Annotated in this window: 13 protein-coding genes; 9 read left to right on the forward strand and 4 right to left on the reverse strand. The window is 59.8% G+C overall.

Annotated features, from left to right (window positions below; translation table 11 throughout):
- Window positions 1-35: 35 nt before the first annotated feature.
- Complete coding sequence (locus IAE27_RS02145) at window positions 36-2,180, reverse strand: TonB-dependent siderophore receptor (protein WP_154022119.1); 2,145 nt, start codon at window positions 2,178-2,180, stop codon at window positions 36-38.
- A 153-nt stretch (window positions 2,181-2,333) separates the two neighbouring features.
- Between IAE27_RS02145 and IAE27_RS02150 the strand changes: the two genes are divergently transcribed.
- Window positions 2,334-3,956 carry an alpha/beta hydrolase-fold protein gene (locus IAE27_RS02150; protein ID WP_004099999.1) on the forward strand — a complete coding sequence of 541 codons (1,623 nt, stop codon included), beginning with the start codon at window positions 2,334-2,336 and terminating at the stop codon, window positions 3,954-3,956.
- Here IAE27_RS02150 and IAE27_RS02155 read toward each other — a convergent pair.
- Window positions 3,885-4,133: a DUF1158 domain-containing protein gene (locus IAE27_RS02155; protein WP_004100000.1), complete on the reverse strand. Its 249-nt coding sequence runs from the start codon at window positions 4,131-4,133 to the stop codon at window positions 3,885-3,887. The two genes, IAE27_RS02150 and IAE27_RS02155, sit on opposite strands and share 72 nt — an antisense overlap.
- Before the next feature lie 503 nt (window positions 4,134-4,636).
- Between IAE27_RS02155 and IAE27_RS02160 the strand changes: the two genes are divergently transcribed.
- The 3 genes from IAE27_RS02160 to IAE27_RS02170 all read left to right on the forward strand — a co-directional run bounded on the left by IAE27_RS02160 (window position 4,637) and on the right by IAE27_RS02170 (window position 11,606).
- Window positions 4,637-7,351: a cation-transporting P-type ATPase gene (locus tag IAE27_RS02160; protein WP_097365599.1), complete on the forward strand. Its 2,715-nt coding sequence runs from the start codon at window positions 4,637-4,639 to the stop codon at window positions 7,349-7,351.
- 69 nt (window positions 7,352-7,420) lie between these two features.
- Window positions 7,421-8,503, forward strand: coding sequence for an efflux RND transporter periplasmic adaptor subunit (locus IAE27_RS02165; protein ID WP_016809129.1), 1,083 nt, complete (start codon window positions 7,421-7,423; stop codon window positions 8,501-8,503).
- A gap of 10 nt (window positions 8,504-8,513) precedes the next feature.
- Complete coding sequence (locus IAE27_RS02170) at window positions 8,514-11,606, forward strand: efflux RND transporter permease subunit (protein ID WP_200091650.1); 3,093 nt, start codon at window positions 8,514-8,516, stop codon at window positions 11,604-11,606.
- Between the two features lie 486 nt (window positions 11,607-12,092).
- On the opposite strand, the gene IAE27_RS02175 is transcribed toward IAE27_RS02170, so the two are convergent.
- Entirely contained in the window at window positions 12,093-12,812 is a 720-nt protein-coding gene (locus IAE27_RS02175) for a phosphodiester glycosidase family protein (RefSeq protein ID WP_064396871.1), read from the reverse strand.
- A gap of 51 nt (window positions 12,813-12,863) precedes the next feature.
- The gene (locus IAE27_RS02180) at window positions 12,864-13,979 is read right to left on the reverse strand and encodes a YbdK family carboxylate-amine ligase (RefSeq protein WP_070557263.1); all 1,116 of its coding nucleotides are present in this window, start codon (window positions 13,977-13,979) and stop codon (window positions 12,864-12,866) included.
- Window positions 13,980-14,303: 324 nt separating this feature from the next.
- Between IAE27_RS02180 and IAE27_RS02185 the strand changes: the two genes are divergently transcribed.
- From IAE27_RS02185 to IAE27_RS02205, 5 genes are read left to right on the forward strand one after another with little or no spacing between them, the layout of a single operon-like run.
- Window positions 14,304-15,968 (forward strand): ABC transporter substrate-binding protein, encoded by a 1,665-nt coding sequence (locus IAE27_RS02185; RefSeq protein WP_154022121.1) that lies wholly within the window; start codon window positions 14,304-14,306, stop codon window positions 15,966-15,968.
- A gap of 18 nt (window positions 15,969-15,986) precedes the next feature.
- Window positions 15,987-16,940 carry an ABC transporter permease gene (locus IAE27_RS02190; protein WP_004111182.1) on the forward strand — a complete coding sequence of 318 codons (954 nt, stop codon included), beginning with the start codon at window positions 15,987-15,989 and terminating at the stop codon, window positions 16,938-16,940.
- A gap of 2 nt (window positions 16,941-16,942) precedes the next feature.
- Window positions 16,943-17,836 (forward strand): ABC transporter permease, encoded by an 894-nt coding sequence (locus tag IAE27_RS02195; RefSeq protein WP_016809132.1) that lies wholly within the window; start codon window positions 16,943-16,945, stop codon window positions 17,834-17,836.
- Between the two features lie 3 nt (window positions 17,837-17,839).
- Entirely contained in the window at window positions 17,840-18,883 is a 1,044-nt protein-coding gene (locus tag IAE27_RS02200; protein ID WP_004111184.1) for an ABC transporter ATP-binding protein, read from the forward strand.
- Window positions 18,873-19,883 carry an ABC transporter ATP-binding protein gene (locus tag IAE27_RS02205; protein WP_016809134.1) on the forward strand — a complete coding sequence of 337 codons (1,011 nt, stop codon included), beginning with the start codon at window positions 18,873-18,875 and terminating at the stop codon, window positions 19,881-19,883. The genes IAE27_RS02200 and IAE27_RS02205 overlap by 11 nt, the downstream gene beginning before the upstream one ends.
- The last annotated feature ends 17 nt before the right edge of the window (window positions 19,884-19,900 follow it).

Genomic DNA, 19,900 nt, shown 5'->3' on the forward strand with positions numbered 1-19,900 from the left:
AAAGCGTCCGCCGGGGAAACCGGCGGAGGCTGTTCTTACCAGGCGTAGCTGACCGTTGCCGTCACCGTCCGACCAATGCCGTAGAAGCAGGCGCTATCGCTGGCGCAGGAGGCCACATACCTGGTATCCGCGATGTTGTTTACGTTGAACTGTACCTGCGCGCCTTTCAGGCTCGAGTTTAGCTCGCCCAATTCATAGCTGACCATGGCGTCATACAGATCTACCGCCGGAACCTTAAAGGTGTTTTTCGCATCGCCATAGCTGGTACCGATATAGCGTACGCCCACTCCCGCAGTCAGGCTTTTCAGCGCGCCGTCCGGCAGGGTATAGCTGGTGAAGGCTGAAGCCATATGGGTCGGAATACGCGCTGGCGTTTTCCCTTCGGTACCGACAACGGTAGTGTTGACGGTTTCTGCATCGGTATAAGTGTATGAAGCGATCAGATTGAGATTCTCAAAGAGCGTCGCGTGCGCTTCGGCCTCAACCCCTTTGGAACGCACTTTACCGCTATTCTCAAACCATCCGGCGGCGCTGTTGTAGGTGGCGACGTTACTTTGCGTTAAATCATACAGCGCAAGGGTGATTAGCGCGTTTGGGTCAGGCTGGTATTTCACGCCGACTTCCACCTGCTTGCCTTCGCTGGGATCGAACGGTCCAACGCCAGGCGCGCGGTTGGTTTGCAGGTTAGGTTCAAAGGAGGTGCTGTAGCTGATATAGGGGGAAAGACCGAAATCAAAGGCGTACAGCAGGCCGGTGCGCCAGGTGAACTTATTATCATTCTGCTGGGTGCTGCTGGCATCGGTAAAATCGGTGGTGCGTACTTCCGCCCAGTCATAGCGCCCGGAAACTAACAGTTCCCAGTTCTGCCAGCTCAGCTGATCCTGAACATAGACCCCAGCCTGATCGAGATTTTGCTGTTCATTAGTGGCGGGGCTGAAGGCGCTTTCATCGACGCTAACGCCGTAGGTCGGGCTGCGCCAGTCGAGATCGTACTGCGAGCCTCCGGCCCGGCCAAGATACTGCTTATCTTTACTGGTTTTGTAATCCAGACCGCCAATCACCGTATGGGCCACCTGGCCGCTGGCAAACTTTGCTTCGAGCTGGTTATCAATGCCAAATTCATCGGTCTGGCGCGTTTCATGCTGGGCGCGGCGGGAGAGTACCGAGCTGTTGGCGGGGCTACTGGAATAAACCAGGTAGCGATACTTCTGTTTGATGATGGCGTAGCGGGCGTTCTGGCGCAGAGTAAAGGTATCGTCTGGCTGGTGCTCAAATTCATAGCCAATCATCGTTTGTTCCCGCCACGACTGATTGTAGCTGGGATCGCTGACGTTAAAATCACGCGGAATATAGCTGCCGTCGACGCTTTCCACCGTACCGTAGCGCGGCAGGAAGTTACGGTAACCGGCATCCGGGTCTTTCTGATAGCTGGTTAATAACGTCATGCGCGTGGCGTCATCAGGATACCAGGTGAGGGCGGGGGCGATGGCCATCCGCGTCTCTTTATAATCTTCAACCTGGCTATTCTGGGTACGGGCGATCCCGTTCAGACGATAGAGCAGGCGGCCATCATCGCTCAGCGGGCCGCCAAAATCGAAAGCGCCTTCGGCAAGATGATGATTGCCGGTGCGGAACTGCAGTTCATGAATCGGCTGGCTGACAGGGCGTTTGCTGGTCATGGCGATCAGCCCGCCGGGGTTTACCTGGCCAAACAGCACCGAGGCCGGGCCGCGTACCAGCTCGACGCGTTCCAGCAGCCACGGGTCGAAAGTACCGGTTTGCGAGGAGGCCGTCGCGCCGTAGCTCAGGCCATCGAGAAACTTGGGCACATAGCTAAAGCCGCGAACGAAAACCTCGTCGTTGCGGTTAGATGAACCGCGATATTCGGTAAAAACGCCCGCGCTATAGCGCAGCGCCTGGGATACCGAGGTGACGTCCAGCGCGCGCATTTGATCGCGGGTAACCACCGATACTGACTGCGGCGTTTTGACGATCTCTGCGGCGGTTTTTGTCGCGGATAGCGTCCTGGTGGCCACTATTCCCTTAAGCGGCGCTGTAGGATCTTCGCTACTGCCCGCGGTGACGACAAGCGTTTCCTCCGCCGCCAGCGCCTGATTCCCGATCGAAGATACCGCCAGAGTCGCAGTCCATAATGCTGTTATCTTATTATATTTAAACATATTTATGATTTTTCCTTGGTTAAATCGCCATCAAAAACCGCCCTCATCGAAGTGAATCCTTCAGCGGTCATCATTAACGGCCTTAATGTTATTGCAAATAGTTATTATTTGCATTAGCGTTATTAACAAATTCTTACAAGGAACTATCGGGCAATGAAAACGGCATGGAGCGGTCTGCTGCTGGGGTTAAGTGCTTTACCGGCGGCGGCGATGAACTGTGAATCCCCTTCGTTACAGGGAGAGCTGGAGGGGAAGTTCGACGCCAGCGGTGAGGTCTGTTTTGACTTGCCCAGGCTAGGAGAGAACTACGTCGCGGCGACGCTCTCCGGCGTTACCGATGCCCGACTGCTGGATGAACATAACCGCCGTCTGCGCACGCTGCTGGCGGGCGGCCCGGCGGACGGCGAGCAAACCCTGCTATTTTCTCTGCCGGTAAACCGCGCCTCCTCGCTGGTGCTCCACGGTGAAGAAGGAGCCCGCTGGCGTTTTCAGTGGCAGATGCGGGAAACCACCGCGCTGGCCAAAATCCAGACGCTGGACCCGGTCAGCCCGCGCCTGCAGCTGCTGAAGAAGGAACTGGCGGCGGGAGGCTCAACGGCGACTTTCTGGCGGGAGCGTGAACTGGAGGGAACGCCCATGGTGGAATCGGTGGACGCCAGCCATAAGCGGGTGACCTTCTTGTGGCGCGGAGCGAGCCGCAACGTGTTTATTCTGGGTTCGCCGGCGGGGGATCACGATCCGCTGTTTCGTCTCGGTGATTCTGACGTCTGGTTTCGTAGCTACGTCGTACCTGCCGATACCTTAATGCAGTATAAGCTGGCCCCGGATGTGCCGCAGGTAGCCGGCGGCGCGCGCGAGCAGCGGCGGGCTATTCTGGTCAGCGCCCAGGCCGACCCGCTAAACCCGAATAGCGTCAATGCCGCCCACGACCGCTGGAGTCGCTACTCCCTGCTGGCTCTTAACCCCGCGCGTTTTTGCTCGGCGCCGCGGATGGCGCAGCCGCTACGCTACGGGACGCTGACCCGCCATCAGCTGCGCAGCGACTTTTTGCAAAACGCGCGTGAAGTCATGATTTATCGCCCACGTTTGCCGCAGCCCGCGCGCTGGACCCTGCTGCTCTTTGACGGTAAAACTTACCAGGACGAATACCGCTTCGCCAACGTGCTGGACGCCCTGATCGCCAGCCACAGGCTACCGCCGATTAACGTGGTGTTTATCGATAGCCTCGATCATCCGCGGCGGGCAAAGGAGCTGCCGCCAAATCCGCACTTTGCCGATTTTATGGCCCATGAGCTGCTGCCCTGGCTGAACCGCCAGGGGCTCAGCCTGACCCGGCAAAAAACCGTGGTTGCAGGATCCAGCTACGGCGGGCTGGCCGCGTCCTGGGTGGCGCTGCGCTATCCCCGGCAGTTTGGCAACGTACTGAGCCTGTCCGGGTCGTACTGGTGGGCGCCGAAAGGGGAAGAAGCCAGCTGGCTGACCCGACAGTATCAGCACTCGCCGCGCTATCCGGTCCGTTTCTGGCTACAGGCGGGAAGATTTGAGACCCGCGGGCCGGACGGCGGTATTTATGCCAATACGCTTGAGTTCGGGCGGGTACTGAGCGAGAAGGGATATAAGGTGAGCTTTCATCCCTCCTCGAGCGGCCACGATTATGTCGCCTGGTGCGAAGGCCTGATCAACGGTATGCGCGACCTGAGCGGATTAGCGCTCAAGAGAGAACCAGCGACGCCAGACCCAGCGCAGCGCCAGATACTCGATGGCGCCCAGCGCTAAAAACCACAGGCAAAAGATCAGCGTATAAAGCTGGTTGAGATCCATCAGATGGAACGTCGCCACCAGCTTCTGCGCCAGCGTCAGACCCAGCGAGGGCGCCGGCAGCAGCAGACAGGAGAGTAAAGCCAGCAGGAGAATGCCGGCGGCACTCATGAGCGTTTCTAGCGGATGTTTCATTATTTGTTAATCATCAGTTAAAAACATATTGTCCGGTAAAAAGGGAATCAATGCAATATCGTTTCGTACGCAATTAAAATACGCTTTAAGTATTATATTTAAACGTTCTCACTCATTTCTTTGTTAATTATTTTGGGCTTATTTGTGATTAAGTTAATTACGCTTTAATGTAAATTAACGTCATTATTAAGCCAGCGCTTTTACAAAAGTATAGGTGCTATATCCCACCAGAGTAGCGATAATAATGGCCAGCAGAATGTACAGCACCAGGCGGCGTCCGCGATAGATTCCAAACATAGTAGACCTCGTTTAGTTTAGGTTTATTAATATTCTGCAATAGTTGTTCTATAGAATTAACTTACCATAAATTTTGTATTTGCGAGAGATTAAATATTGCGCAAGCTCAAATTATCTCCCGCCTGTTTAAAATTTTTCTCATTGGCCCGGAATGATTCCAGGCTTTCCGCCTCACGGAATTTTAAGGGAGATATATTTTGACCAAAATGATCAAAACTAATAATACCACCCCCTCAGGGGATGTCGCGCCACGCCGGGCATATCAGCAGACGGTTGATGCGGTGCTGGCGCAGAAAAAAAGCCATGTCGACGGGCTCAGCGCCGCTGAAGCCGCCGAGCGTTTGCAGACCTTCGGCCCGAACGCCTTGCCGGAGAAAAAAGGCAAGCCAGCCTGGCTGCGCTTCCTTGCCCACTTTAACGACGTCCTGATTTTCGTCCTGCTGGCCGCCGCCGCGCTCACCGCGGTTATGGGGCACTGGGTCGATACCCTTGTCATTCTTGGCGTCACGGTGATCAACGCCCTGATCGGCCATATCCAGGAGAGCAATGCCGAAAAATCGCTACAGGGCATCCGCAATATGCTCTCCAGCGACGCGCGCGTGCAGCGCAGCGGTAAACACGAAACCATCCCGACCCGCGACCTGGTGCCGGGCGATATTGTGATTCTGCGCGCGGGCGACCGCGTGCCGGCCGATATGCGCCTGATTGAGAGCCATAATCTGCGGGTTGAAGAAGCCATTCTGACCGGCGAGTCGACGGTGGTGGATAAAACCACCGACGCGCTGGAAGGCGAACTGCCGCTGGGCGACCGTACCAATATGCTCTTCTCCGGCACGACCATCAGCGCCGGCGGCGGCGTTGGCGTGGTGACCGCAACCGGCCAGGATACCGAACTCGGCCACATCAACCAGATGATGGCGGGCATTGAAAAGCACCGTACGCCGCTGCTGGTGCAGATGGATAAGCTCGGTAAAGCGATCTTCGTTATCATCCTGGCGATGATGGCTGCGCTGTTCGTCTTCAGCCTGGCGCTGCGCGATATTCCTCTCGGCGAGCTGCTGCTCTCCCTGATTAGCCTGGCGGTGGCCGCCGTGCCGGAAGGCTTACCGGCGATTATCTCGATTATTCTCTCTCTGGGCGTACAGGCAATGGCGCGTCAGCGGGCGATTATCCGCAAACTGCCGACGGTGGAAACCCTGGGCGCCATGACCGTGGTGTGCTCGGATAAAACCGGCACCCTGACGATGAACGAGATGACCGTTAAAGCGATCATCACCGCCGACTGCTGCTACCGCGTCGAAGGCGACAGCTACGAGCCTCAGGGTAACATCTGCCTGGAAGGCAGCAACGAGCCGGTGCAAATTAAACCGGGCAGCGTGCTGGAAACCTATTTGCGCACCATCGATCTGTGTAACGACAGCCAGATGATTCAGGACGAGCGCGGCCTGTGGGGCATTACCGGCGGGCCAACCGAAGGCGCGCTGAAGGTGCTGGCGGCGAAAGCGCGGCTGGAGCCCGTCGATGCCCGCCTGGTCGCGAAAATCCCGTTCGACTCGCAGTACAAGTACATGGCGACCCACCAGAAAATGGGCGACGTCGAGCAGGTGCTGATTACCGGCGCGCCGGACGTGATTTTTGCCCTGTGCCGCCAGCAGATGAGCAAGCAGGGGGCGGTGCCGTTTGAGCCGCAGTACTGGGAAGAGGAGATGGCGCGCTTTGCCCGCCAGGGCCTGCGTATGGTCGCCGCTGCCTACAAACCGGCTGACGTCGGCAGCACCACGCTGTCCCACGACGATCTGCGCGAAGGGCTGGTGTTCCTCGGCATTGCCGGAATGATGGACCCGCCGCGTCCGGAAGCGATCGACGCTATCCACGCCTGCCAGAACGCGGGGATCCGCGTGAAGATGATTACCGGCGATCACCCGCAGACGGCGATGAGTATTGGCCAGATGTTAGGGATCACCAACAGCAGCCAGGCGATGACCGGCTACCAGCTGGAGCACATGGATGACGCCGAGCTGGCGAAAGCCGCCGTGGAGTTCGATATCTTTGCCCGCACCAGCCCGGAGCACAAGCTGCGCCTGGTGAAAGCGCTGCAGGATAACGGTGAAGTGGTTGGCATGACCGGCGATGGCGTCAATGACGCTCCGGCGCTGCGTCAGGCCGACGTCGGGATCGCCATGGGCATTAAGGGCACTGAGGTGACCAAAGAGGCCGCCGATATGGTCCTGACCGATGACAACTTTGCCACTATTGCCAGCTCGGTCAAAGAGGGGCGCCGGGTCTACGATAACCTGAAAAAGACCATTCTGTTCATCATGCCGACCAACCTGGCGCAGGGGCTGTTGATTATCATCGCCCTGCTGGCGGGGAACATTATCCCGCTGACGCCGGTACTGATTTTGTGGATGAACATGGCCACCTCCGCCACGCTCTCCTTTGGCCTCGCGTTTGAAGCCGCCGAGCGCAACGCCATGAACCGACCGCCGCGTAAAACCGGCCAGCACGTCATGGATGCCTTCGCCGTCTGGCGCGTCGCCTTCGTCGGCACGATGATCGCCGTCGCCGCCTTTATTCTTGAAGCCTGGCTGGCGCCGCGCGGCCACAGCCCGGAGTTTATCCGCACCGTCCTGCTGCAGATGCTGGTCACCGCGCAGTGGGTCTACATGATTAACTGCCGCAGCAGCGACAGCTTCTCGCTGAATATGGGGCTTCTGCGTAACAAAGGCATCTGGCTGGTGAGCGGCGTGCTGCTGCTGATGCAGCTGGTCATCATCTACGTACCGGTGATGCAGACGATGTTTGGCACCGAAGGGCTGCCGCTGCGCTACTGGTTCATCACCCTGGTCATCGGTATCGCGATGTTCCTGGTGGTGGAAGTTGAGAAGCGCCTGACTCGTCGTTTCCGCAAAGCCGCGTAGCGTGTCTGACCCGTCCGGCGTCCCTTCTCCTGCGGGGAAGGGACGCCGCATCGTCGTAAGGAATTCCCCATGAACAAGATCATCCGCTCCGCCCTGCTGGCCTGCGGCCTGGCAGGCTACGCGCTTATCGCCGCCGCCGCGCCGGCCATTCCGGTGCGCGTTGCCACCGTTGAACAAGCGCCGCATGCCGATGAACGGCAAATCTCCGGCCGCGTTGAGGCCATTCACGCCGTCGACGTTCGCGCCCGTACCGAAGGGACGATCGTGCAGCGCCATTTCCAGGATGGGCAGTACGTCAAAAAAGGCGAGCCGCTATTTACGCTGGATGACGCCCAGCCGAAAGCCGCGCTGGCGCTCGCACAGGCCGAACTGAAAAGCGCGCAGGCTTCCCTGCGCCAGGCCCAGCAGCTGTTGAGCCGCTATCAGCAGCTGAAAAATAACCATTCTATCAGCCGTCATGACGTGGATACCGCGCAGATGCAGCGCGATGTCGCCGCCGCCGCCGTAGAGCAGGCGCAGGCGCGCATTACCGCCCAGCAGATAACGCTCGGCTATACCCGCATTACCTCGCCGGTGAGCGGGCGCGTCGGCCATAGTCCTTTTCACGTCGGCAGCCTGGTCAATCCCGCCAGCGGCGTGCTGGTTGAAGTGGTCCAGCTCGATCCGATTCGCGTGGCGTTCTCGCTCGATGAATCCGCCTTTTTCGCGAAAGCAGGGCAGCACACGGATATCGCCGCGATGAAGCAGGCGTGGCTGGCGCAGGTGGAGTTGGATGGACGGCGTGAAGACGGCGTCCTGACCTCCGTTGATAACCGTATTGATAGCCGCACCGCCAGCGTGGCGCTGCGCGCTGAATTTGCTAACCCGCAGCACCGTTTACTGCCGGGCGGCAACGTCACGGTTTTCTTCCGTCCGCAGCAACTTAAGGAGAGCCCGATGATCCCGGCCTCTGCGCTACAGCAGGATGCACTGGGCTTTTACTGCTGGGTCGTAACGGCGAACAACACCGTGACGATGCGCCGTTTAGCGCCCGCCGGTCAGCATGGCCAGAGCTTCGTGGTGGCGGATGGCCTGAAAGCGGGAGAGCGCGTAGTGACGGAAGGTGCCCAGCGCCTGCGTGACGGCGCGGCCATTCAGTTGCTGAGTGAATAAGGGAGAGGGGATGCTGACATTTTTTATCCGACGCCCGCGCTTTGCGATGGTGATTGCCCTGCTGATGACCTTTGTCGGCGCGGTCTCGCTAAAGCTGATCCCGGTCGAGCAGTATCCGCAGATTACGCCGCCGGTCATCAACGTTAGCGCCAGCTGGCCTGGCGCCAGCGCGGCGGACGTAGCGGAAGCTATTGCCGCGCCGCTGGAGACCCAGCTCAACGGCGTCGATCATATGCTGTACATGGAGTCCACCAGTTCCGATGAGGGGACCTACAGCCTGAGCCTGACCTTTGCTGCCGGAACCGACGCCGATTTAGCCGCAATCGACGTGCAGAACCGCGTGTCGCAGGCGGTGGCGCAGCTGCCTGCCGACGTGCAGCAGAACGGCGTACAGGTGCGAAAGCGGGCGACAAACCTGCTGATGGGGGTGAGTCTCTACTCTCCGCTCGGCACCCTGTCGCCGCTGTTTGTCAGCAACTACGCCAGCACCCAGGTGCGCGAGGCGCTGGCGCGTCTTCCCGGCGTCGGGGAAGTGCAGATGTTCGGCGCGCGCGACTACAGCATGCGCATCTGGCTGCGCCCCGACCGCATGAACGCGCTGAATATCACGACCGACGATATTGCCCTTGCGCTGCGCGAGCAGAACGTGCAGGGCGCGGCGGGGCAGGTAGGCACGCCGCCGGTGTTTAACGGCCAGCAGCAAACGCTGACCATCAACGGTATTGGGCGATTAAGCGATGCCGCCGGTTTCGGACAAATTGTGGTTCGCAGCGGCGAACGCGGCCAGCTGGTACGCCTGTCCGACGTGGCGACTATTGAACTGGGCGCTCGCAGCTACAGCTCCGGCGCGCAGCTCAACGGCAAAGACTCCGCCTATCTCGGCATCTACCCGACGCCCACCGCTAACTCGCTGCAGGTCGCTACTGCGGTACGCGCCGAGCTGACCCGGCTGCATGCGCGCTTCCCGGCGGATCTCACCTGGGAGGTGAAGTTTGATACTACCCGCTTTGTTGCGGCGACGATCAAAGAGATCGGCGTGTCGCTGGCGCTGACCCTGCTGGCGGTGGTGGTGGTGGTCTCCCTGTTCCTGCAGAGCTGGCGGGCGACGCTGATAGTCGCGCTGGCCATCCCGGTGTCGCTTATCGGTACCTTCGCGGTGCTCTACGCGCTGGGCTACAGCGCCAATACCCTGAGTCTGTTTGCGATTATCCTCGCCCTGACGATGGTGGTAGATGACGCTATCGTGGTGGTGGAGAATGTGGAAACAAAAATGGCGGAGGGGCTGGATCGCGGCGCCGCAACCGCCGAAGCGCTGCGGCAAATCGCCGGGCCGGTGATCGCCACGACCCTGGTGCTGCTGGCGGTGTTCGTGCCGGTGGCAATGCTGCCGGGGATCGTTGGCGAGCTGTATCGCCAGTTTGCGGTCACCTTATCGACGGCGGTGACGCTGTCGAGCGTGGTGGCGCTGACCCTGACGCCTGCGCTGTGTGCGCTGCTGCTGCGTCCGCGTCCGGAGCGGCCTGCCGCCATCTGGCGCGGCTTTAACCGCGGTCTGGATACGGTGCGGGACGGCTACGGGCGTCTGGTCGGGGGCATGAATCGCCGTCCCTGGCTGGCGCTGGCGGCGACGGTAGCCGCGGCAGGGCTGGTGGTATTGAGCTTTACCACAATGCCGAAAGGCTTTCTGCCGCAGGAAGATCAGGGTTATTTCTTTGCCAGCGTGCAGCTGCCAGAAGCCGCCTCGCTGGAGCGTACCGAGGCGGTAATGGCCCAGGCGCGGGAGCTGCTGTTGAGGAACCCGGCGGTTGAGGATGTGATTCAGGTGTCCGGTTTTAATATTCTCAACGGCACCAGCGCCTCGAACGGCGGGTTTATCTCCGTGATGCTGAAAGAGTGGCATCAGCGGCCGCCGCTGGACGCGGTGATGGAAAAACTACAGGGCCAGCTGCTGGGGCTGCCGGAAGCGACGATTATGGCTTTTGCGCCGCCGACGCTGCCGGGGCTGGGCAACGCCTCTGGATTTGATTTACGCATTCTGGCGCAGGCTGGACAATCGCCGGCGGAGCTGGAGCAGGTCACCCATCAGGTCCTGCGAATGGCCAACCAGCATCCGCAGCTTAGCCGGGTCTTTACCACCTGGAGCAGCAATGTGCCGCAGCTGACGCTCACCGTCGATCGCGACCAGGCGGCCCGGTTGAACGTACCGGTGGCAAGAATTTTCAGCAGCCTGCAGACCGCGTTTGGCGGCACCCGCGCCGGCGATTTCAGCATCAATAATCGTGTCTACCACGTGGTGATGCAAAATGAGATGCAGTGGCGCGAGCGGGCCGAGCAGATTAGCGAGCTTTACGTGCGTAGCGACAGCGGCGAGCGGGTGCATCTGAGTAATCTGGTGACGATTACGCCAACGGTTGGCGCGCCGTTTATTCAGCAATATAACCAGTTCCCGTCGGTATCGATAAGCGGTTCGGCGGCTGAAGGCGTCAGCAGTCGGGCGGCGATGGCGGTGATGGAGCAGATTTTACAATCGAATCTGCCGCACGGTTATGACTATGCCTGGAGCGGCATCTCGTGGCAGGAGCAGCAGACCGGTAACCAGGCGGTATGGATCGTGCTGGCGGCGGTGGCGATGGCGTGGCTGTTTCTCGTCGCCCAGTATGAGAGCTGGACGCTGCCGGCGAGCGTGATGCTGTCGGTGCTGTTCGCTATCGGCGGGTCCCTGCTGTGGCTATGGTGGGCCGGTTATGCCAACGATGTGTACGTGCAGATAGGGCTGGTGCTACTGATCGCGCTGGCGGCGAAAAACGCGATTTTGATCGTCGAGTTTGCCCGGGCGAAGCGTGAAGAGGGGATGTCGATCGTCGACGCCGCCCGCGAAGGGGCTACCCGTCGCTTCCGCGCGGTGATGATGACGGCGGTCTCCTTTATCATCGGGATTGTGCCGATGATGCTCGCCACCGGCGCCGGGGCGCAGAGCCGGCGGATTATCGGTACCACGGTGTTCAGCGGCATGCTGGTGGCGACGGCGATCGGCATTCTGTTTATTCCGTCGCTGTACGTGCTGTTCCAGCGCCTGCGCGAGTGGGTGCACCGCCGGATGTAGGTGGCCCGGACCTGGTAGCCCGGACAGGCGCGTCAAGAGCCGCCTCCGGGACGGTGTTGAGGGGTTCCGTTCACTATTATTCCGCAGAAAATGTCTCACCGCGGTAGGTGAACGGGTAAAGGGGGAGAAAACCGTCTCCCCCTTTACAATCCCCGCGGTCCCGCAAAGAAATCGGTGCTACGCACAGCGCTCACCTCCCGGACCTCAGCCTGCGGTCGGCTCAACTCGACCTTACTCGTCCCATCCCTGGGACTCGCCCCTACGGGGCCAGCGCAAGCGCTGTTCAAAATTGCTCCAGGCAATTTTGTCGTGTCTCGATTCGCCTCTGTCCGCCATCCCTGGCGGCCAGCCCTTGTCTTCGGCCCTCCGGTTCGCCGATTTCAGCGGGGGCCAGGGCATCGCTGCATATCACGTCGTTTCAGAGGCATATCCACAGCGGCATAAAAATCTCCCGGGGGCTACTCCCCGCAGACGATGTTATTAAGACTATCTGCTCTCCACCGCGATCATGGTGACGAACGGATGGTACTGCCACGGCACGCTGCCGCCTTTCCGGTACATCTTCGAAATGGTGCCGTCGAGATAGAGCATCTGGCGCACGTTGAGCCTGGATTGCGCGTAGCAGGCGAAATCGTAGAAATTGGTTTCGCGCTCGCTGAGCATAAATACCACTTTGCCATCGCCGGTGATGCCCACACCGTTACGCAACTTGCGCGAGCTGGCGGACGGCTTCAGCCGCCAGTTGATCTTGCCGTTTTCAATTAGCATTGGCCCCGACTGCACGGCGTATTGAATGGCTGGCGACGGCTTGAATTTATCAATGCTGACAATTCCCGCGTTTTGCCCTCGCAGATAAAACACCCCGCCGGGACGAATAAAAAAGTTGCCGCCGCCGGAGGCGCGGTTAAGCGGGATCAACTGCCGGCCTTTCTCGATATACAGCCCCAGCGGCGCGTAGGCTTTATCATAAATTCCGCCGTTCATCGCCATCTGCACCTGCCCGTTGCGGTCGATATCCGCCAGCAGCGAGCGCAGCGACCCCCAGGCTTTGCCGTCCTCTTTTTGCCAGTACATCACAATGCGCTCGCGCTGCGGATCGACGCGATAGCTTTGCAGCGTGAGCGATGGATCGGTCAGCGAGCATTTCCCGCTGGCGAAGGCGGGCAAAGATACCAGTAGCAGCGGCAGAAGAGAGAAAAAGCGCACGACAAGTTCCAGAAAGACGACGAAAGCGTGCAGTATACCCTGTTACCGCCGCTACGCCGTCCAGATCTCGCAGTGCTTTTGCACCAGTCCGATTAAGGAACCGCCGTTGGCGACGAACTCGCGCATCTGCTGCGGCTCGCTGCGAGCCTGCTTCGCCTGGCGCACAATCGCCTCCAGCGCGCTGCCGGCATTCAGCTTATGGGCGCTGGGCGCCAGTTTATCCGCCAGCTGTAGAATTTCTTCGCGAAAGGTTCGCTGTTCGCCGCCGTTCACATCGGTGTTGATCCCGTCCAGGCCATAGCGACAGGCCTGATAGCGGTTGAAGGGGTACAACAGGTAATCTTCGGGCTGATGTTTAAACGGCCGTTCCGTCAGCAGCCAGCAGGCAATAATCTGGATAAACCCGGCGATATTTACCGCCTGGGTAATCGTCAGCGGGGTATCCATCACTCGTACCTCAACGGTGCCAAAGCGCGGGCTGGGGCGAATATCCCAGTGCAGATCCTTCATGCTATCAATCATGCTGGTATAGCTAAGACGACGAAACAGGCCGATAAACGCCTGCCAGTTATTGACCCACGGCATCGGGCCGTTATCGGGATAAGCGGCAAAAAGATTAAGCCGCGAGCAGGCAAAGCCGCTATCGGTGCCGTCGAGCCAGGGAGAGGCCGCATTCAGCGCGATAAAATGCGGCACGAAGCGCGACAGGCCGTGCAGAAGATAAATCGCATCATCGCCATTTTGACAGCCCACGTGCACGTGCTGGCCGAAAATAGTCGCCTGCTTCGCCAGGTAACCAAAGTGCTCAACGGTTTTCAGGTAGCGCTGGTTATCGCTGATCTGCTGGCGCTGCCAGCTTTGAAACGGATGCGTTCCGCCGCCGCAGATTTGTACATGATGGCGGGCGGCGGCACGCAGCACCGCCTGTTGGATCGCGCTCAGTTGCGCCGTGGCCTGATGGATATCGCGACAGACGCCGGTGGCGATTTCCAGCATGCTTTCGGTGATGTCATGTTTGGCCTCGCCCGCTTTCAGCGTGCCCTGGACCTCATCAATAAGCGCGGAAGAGTCCTGGCTCAGATCGAAGCCCGGTGGGTTGACGACCTGGAGCTCCAGCTCGATGCCAAGGGTAAACGGCTCGGAGCGGTGAAAATCAGGTAACGGCATGGCGACTCCCTCTTTCTCTTTATCAGAAAGTATAGAAGACAATGCCTCAAACTGATGATTTGCCGAATATTATGAATTTAATTTATAGAAAATAACGCCACGTGATTATCCCTTTCAAAAGAAAGTAAGGCTGGTGCAATCCTGCAACACATTTCCCGTCAGTGGTGCAAAAAGATAAGCTGATTCTATTTTTCAATGAAAATCATCGAGATAATATAAGTCATCCTTATTTTATACGCCGTTTCGCCCTTATTTCCCGCCCTTGCAGAACTGGTATGCATCTTGCCTGTTAGTTAGCGACTTTTATTTAACAGGGACAATGTGATGCTGAAGAAAAAAATATTTTCGCCTGGATGCCATCTCGCCGTTGCTGTTAGCGGGGCATTGGCGTTGTTTGCCAGCGTGTCGGCCCATGCCTCAACTCTGCGGATCGCCATGACTGCCGCCGATATTCCTTTGACCCTCGGGCAGCCCGATCAGGGTTTTGAAGGGAACCGTTTCACCGGCATTCCGCTTTACGACGCCCTTGTTGAATGGGATCTGTCGCAAGGCGAAAAGCCCAGCGGTCTGGTGCCGGGACTGGCAACCGAGTGGCACGTTGACCCGCAAAATCAAAGCCGCTGGATTTTCACCCTGCGCCCGGGGGTTAAATTTCACGATGGCTCGGAGGTCAATGCCGACGCCATCGTCTGGAACGTGGAGAAGGTACTGAATAAAGCCGCGCCGCAGTATGCGCCAGGCCAGATTGGCAACACTCTCTCACGCATGCCGACCCTGACCGGCGCGGAGAAAATTGATGACCATACCGTGGCGCTGACCACCGCCGAACCTGACGCGCTGCTGCCCTACAACATCACCAATCTGTTTATCGTTTCGCCCACCGCGTGGCAAAAGCTGTATGACGCGGTGCCGGCAAGCGCTGGCGATACCGCGGCGCGCAGCAAACAGGCATGGACCGAGTTCGCCGCCCATGCGGTGGGCAGCGGCCCGTTCAAAATGGAAAAACTGGTTCCCCGCCAGCAGCTGATCCTCGATAAGAACCCCGACTACTGGAACAAAGAACGTATTCCACGGGTGGATAAAGTGGTGCTGATCCCGCTGCCGGAAGCTAACGCCCGCACCGCGGCGCTGCTCTCGAAGCAGGTGGACTGGATTGAAGCTCCGGCTCCGGACGCGGTCGATCAGATAAAAGCGCAGGGTTTTAAAATCTATGCCAACACCCAGCCGCACCTGTGGCCGTGGCAGTTCTCCTTTGAAGAGGGATCGCCGTGGAAAGATATTCGCGTGCGTAAAGCCGCCAACCTGTGCCTGAACCGCGCCGAGCTTAAAAGCTATCTCGGCGGCTATATGACCGAAGCGACCGGCGTCTACGAGGCCGACAGCCCGTGGCACGGCAAGCCCACTTTCCAGATCAAATATGACCCTGAAACCGCCCGCAAGCTGATGACCGAAGCCGGCTATAGCGCCGGTAAACCGCTGCACGTCACGGTTGCCACCTCGGCCTCCGGCTCCGGGCAGATGCAGCCGCTGCCGATGAACGAGTACATCCAGCAGAGCCTGAAAAGCTGCTTCTTTAACGTCGACATTAAAGTTAATGAATGGAACACCCTGTTTACCAACTGGCGTCTCGGGGCGAAAGATCCATCGGCGAAAGGGATCGACGCGATCAACGTTAGCGCCGCAGTTAACGATCCCTATTTCGGCATGATCCGCTTCTCCACCGCGAAAGCCTTCCCGCCGGTAGCGACCAACTGGGGCTATTTCTCGACGCCGGAAACCGAAAAGCTGGCGGCGGCGGTAAAGCACGCGTTTACCACGGCTGAAATGGATAAAGCCGCGGGCGAACTGCACGCCGCGCTGGTCGATCAGGTGCCGTTCCTGTTCGTCGCTCACGATGTCGGGCCAAGGGCGATTTCGCCTGCCGTCACCGGAGTGGTGCAGCCGCAAAGCTGGTTTATCGACCTTAGCCTGGTGAGCAAAAAAGAGTAATTGATTCGGGAGCAAGAGATGATCAATACCCTGCTATATCGCATCCTGCTGGCCGTCCCCACCATGCTCGGGGTCGCGGTGATCTGTTTTATGCTGGTGCAGATAGCACCGGGCGACCCGCTGGTGTCGGTGATGCCGCCGGACGCCTCGGAATCGCTGCGTCAGACCTTAATGCAGGCCTACGGCTTTGATAAACCGCTGCCGCTGCAGTTTGTGCACTGGCTATGGCGGGCGCTGCACGGCGATTTGGGCATGTCGGTCGCCACCGGCCGTCCGGTCATCGACGAGGTCATGACGGCGGTGACCTACTCTCTGCGTCTGGCGCTGCTGGCGACGGCGATCGGATTTGTGCTGGGTAGCCTGTTTGGTTTTGTCGCCGGCTATTTTCGTAACAGCATTATTGACCGCCTGGCCTCGGTGCTGTCGGTATTCGGCGTCAGCGTGCCGCACTACTGGCTGGGGATGCTGCTGGTTATCGTTTTTAGCGTCAAATTCGCGCTGCTACCGGCAACCGGCGGCGGGCCAATCGGCGAGGTGGGCTGGCAGTGGGACTGGGAACACCTGCAGTTCATGCTGCTGCCGGCCTTCACGCTGTCGGTGATCCCGACCGGCATCATCGCCCGCACCGTTCGTTCACAGGTGGCGGACATTCTCAGCCAGGAGTTTATCGTCGGCCTGCGCGCCCGGGGGCTCAACGAATCGCGGATCTTTCTGCATGTGGTGAAGAATGCCGCTCCGACCGCGCTGGCGGTGATGGGGCTGCAGGTCGGCTATCTGATGGGCGGCTCGATTCTGGTGGAGACGGTTTTCTCCTGGCCCGGCACCGGCCTGCTGCTGAACACCGCCATTTTCCAGCGCGACCTGCCGCTATTGCAGGGCACCATCTGGGTACTGGCGCTGTTCTTTGTCCTGCTCAATCTGCTGGTGGATATGCTGCAAACCAGTCTCGACCCGCGAATTAAGAGGAGCTGACGATGGTGGATACCGTGACGACCAAAGGCATTGCCGTCCCTGCCAGGACGGTCGCCAGGCAAGGCTACTGGCGCGGCGTGTTTGGCCGCCTGCTGCGCGACCCGGGCGGGGTATTCGTCGGCGCGATCATTCTCGTTCTGCTGGCGCTGGCGCTGTTCGGCCCCTGGCTGATCGTTAAAGATCCGTATCAAACGTCGATGTTTTTACGCCTCAAGCCGATCGGCACCGACGGCTTTCCGCTGGGCTCCGATGAGCTCGGGCGCGATATGCTATCAAGGCTGATTCTCGGCACAAGGCTATCGCTGTTTATGGGGATTGTCCCGGTGGTGTTGGCCTTTTTTATCGGCGGGGCCATCGGCATTATCGCCGGCTATGCGGGCGGCAAAACCAACACCCTGATCATGCGCACCGTGGACGTATTTTATGCTTTCCCCTCGGTGCTGCTGGCGATCGCGCTTTCCGGCGCGCTGGGCGCGGGTATCGGTAACGCGCTGCTATCGCTGACCCTGGTGTTCGTGCCGCAGGTGGCGCGTATTGCCGAAAGCGTCACCGCGCAGGTGCGGCATATGGACTACATCGACGCCGCCCGGGCCACCGGGGCCAGCGCGTTCACTATTATTCGCGTCCAGGTGCTGGGCAACGTGCTGGGGCCGATTTTCGTCTTCTCCACCGGCCTGATTTCGGTGTGCATGATCCTCGCCTCCGGGCTCTCATTTCTCGGCCTCGGGGTTCGTCCACCGGAGCCGGAGTGGGGGTTGATGCTGAACACCCTGCGCACGGCGATTTATACCCAGCCGTGGGTGGCGGCGCTGCCCGGTCTGATGATTTTTATCACCTCCATTTCGTTCAATATCCTCGCGGACCGCCTGCGTGCGGCAATGGCGATTAAGGAGTAAGCGATGCAACCCTTTACGAATATCGACCTCGGCGGGCCGGCGCAGCCGCTGCTCAAGGTTAACAATCTGCTGAAGCATTTTCCCGCCGGCGGCGGCAAAGCGCGCGAAGTGGTACAGGCGGTGGATGACGTCAGTTTTTCGGTGATCAAAGGCGAAACCCTCGGCGTCGTGGGGGAGTCGGGCTGCGGTAAATCGACCACCGCCCGGCTGCTGATGCAGTTGCTTAAGCAGGACAGCGGGGAGCTGATCTTTGACGGCCTGGAAGTGGGCTCATCGCGCCTGCCGATGAAAGCGTATCGCCGCCAGGTACAGATGGTTTTCCAGGATAGCTACGCCTCGCTCAACCCGCGCATGACCATGGAAGAGAGCATTGCCTTCGGTCAGCGGGTACACGGCGTCAGCGCCAAAGAGGCCAGCGAGTACGCCCGCTATCTGCTGGCGCACGTTGGCCTTGAGCCGGGACGTTTTGCGCACCGCTATCCGCACGCGCTCTCCGGCGGCCAGCGCCAGCGCGTGAATATCGCCCGCGCGCTGGCGATGAAGCCCAGGCTGGTGATCCTCGACGAGGCGGTCTCAGCGCTGGATAAATCGGTAGAAGCTCAGGTTCTGCAGCTGTTGCAGGAGCTGAAGCGGACGCTGGCGCTGACCTATGTGTTTATCAGCCACGATCTGCACGTGGTGCGCTGGCTGTCGGACCGCATCCTGGTCATGTATCTCGGCGAGGTGGTGGAGATTGGCCCGGCGGAGCAGCTGTTTACCGCCTCGGCCCACCCCTATACCCGGGCGCTGTTAAGTTCGATGCCGTCGATGGACCCGCATAATCGCACCTTAACCTCGCCGCTGAGCGGCGATCCGCCCAGCCCGATTTCTCCGCCCTCCGGCTGCCGCTTTCATACCCGTTGCCCGCATGCCAGAGCGGTGTGCGCGGAGGTGAAACCGACGCTCGAAAGCGTCGGCGAGGGGCACCTGAGCGCCTGCCTGATGGCGCAGCCCGCGTCGCCCTGGCAGCAAAAAATCGCCATTCAGGAGGTGAGCCATGTCGCATGAAGCTTACGTCCATATCCGCGACCTGCGGGTTGAGTTTCGCCGCGACGGTCAGACGGTCAACGCGGTCAACGGCGTCTCCTTTGATGTACAAAAAGGCGAGGTGATGGCGCTGATCGGCGAATCTGGCTCCGGTAAAAGCGTCACCCTGCGCGCCCTGATGCGCCTGCATCCGCCGAAAAGCAGCGTGCTTTCCGGCACGCTGAGGGTCGGGGAAGAGGAGGTGTTGAAGATGAGCGCCGGGCAGCTGCGGCGCTACCGCGGCGCGCGCTGCGCGATGATTTTCCAGGAGCCGCTGCTGGCCTTCGACCCGGTCTATACCGTGGGCCAGCAGATTGTCGAAGGGCTGCGTCGCCACGAAGGCCTGTCGCGACAGGCGGCGCGGGAAAGGGCGCTGGAGGCGCTGCGCCAGGTACGCATTCCGAGCCCCGAGCGGCGGCTGGATGCTTACCCGCACGAGATGTCCGGCGGAATGCGCCAGCGGGCGATGATTGCCCTCGCGCTCTCCTGCAACCCGCAGCTGCTGCTGGCGGATGAGCCAACCACCGCGCTCGATGCCACGGTGCAAATCCAGATCCTGATCCTGCTGCGCGAGCAGCAAAAGCAGCGCGATCTGTCGATCATTTTTGTGACCCACGATATCGGCGCGGCGGTGGAGATCGCCGACCGGGTAGCGGTAATGTACGCCGGACGCATCGTGGAAGAGGCGTCGATTGAGGAGATTCTGTATCGTCCGCGCCATCCCTATACCCAGGTGCTGCTGGGCAGCCGGCCGAAAGAGGGGCTGAAAAAGGGCGACGCGCTGCACTGTATCCCCGGCTCGCCGCCGGATCTCTCGCGTCTGCCGCCCGGCTGCGCGTTCGCCGATCGCTGTCCGCACGCGCGCCCCGCCTGTGCGCAGAGCCAGCCGGCTACCGAACCGGCCGGGCCGCGTCACGTGGTGAGCTGCCATCGCTGGCGTGAGCTGAGTGCGTCCGTTGAAAACCAGGCGCTGTACGCCTGAAGCCATGAGGAAAGCAG

Source organism: Klebsiella sp. S69 (assembly GCF_016516145.1).
In the GTDB taxonomy this organism is placed as follows: domain Bacteria; phylum Pseudomonadota; class Gammaproteobacteria; order Enterobacterales; family Enterobacteriaceae; genus Klebsiella; species Klebsiella oxytoca.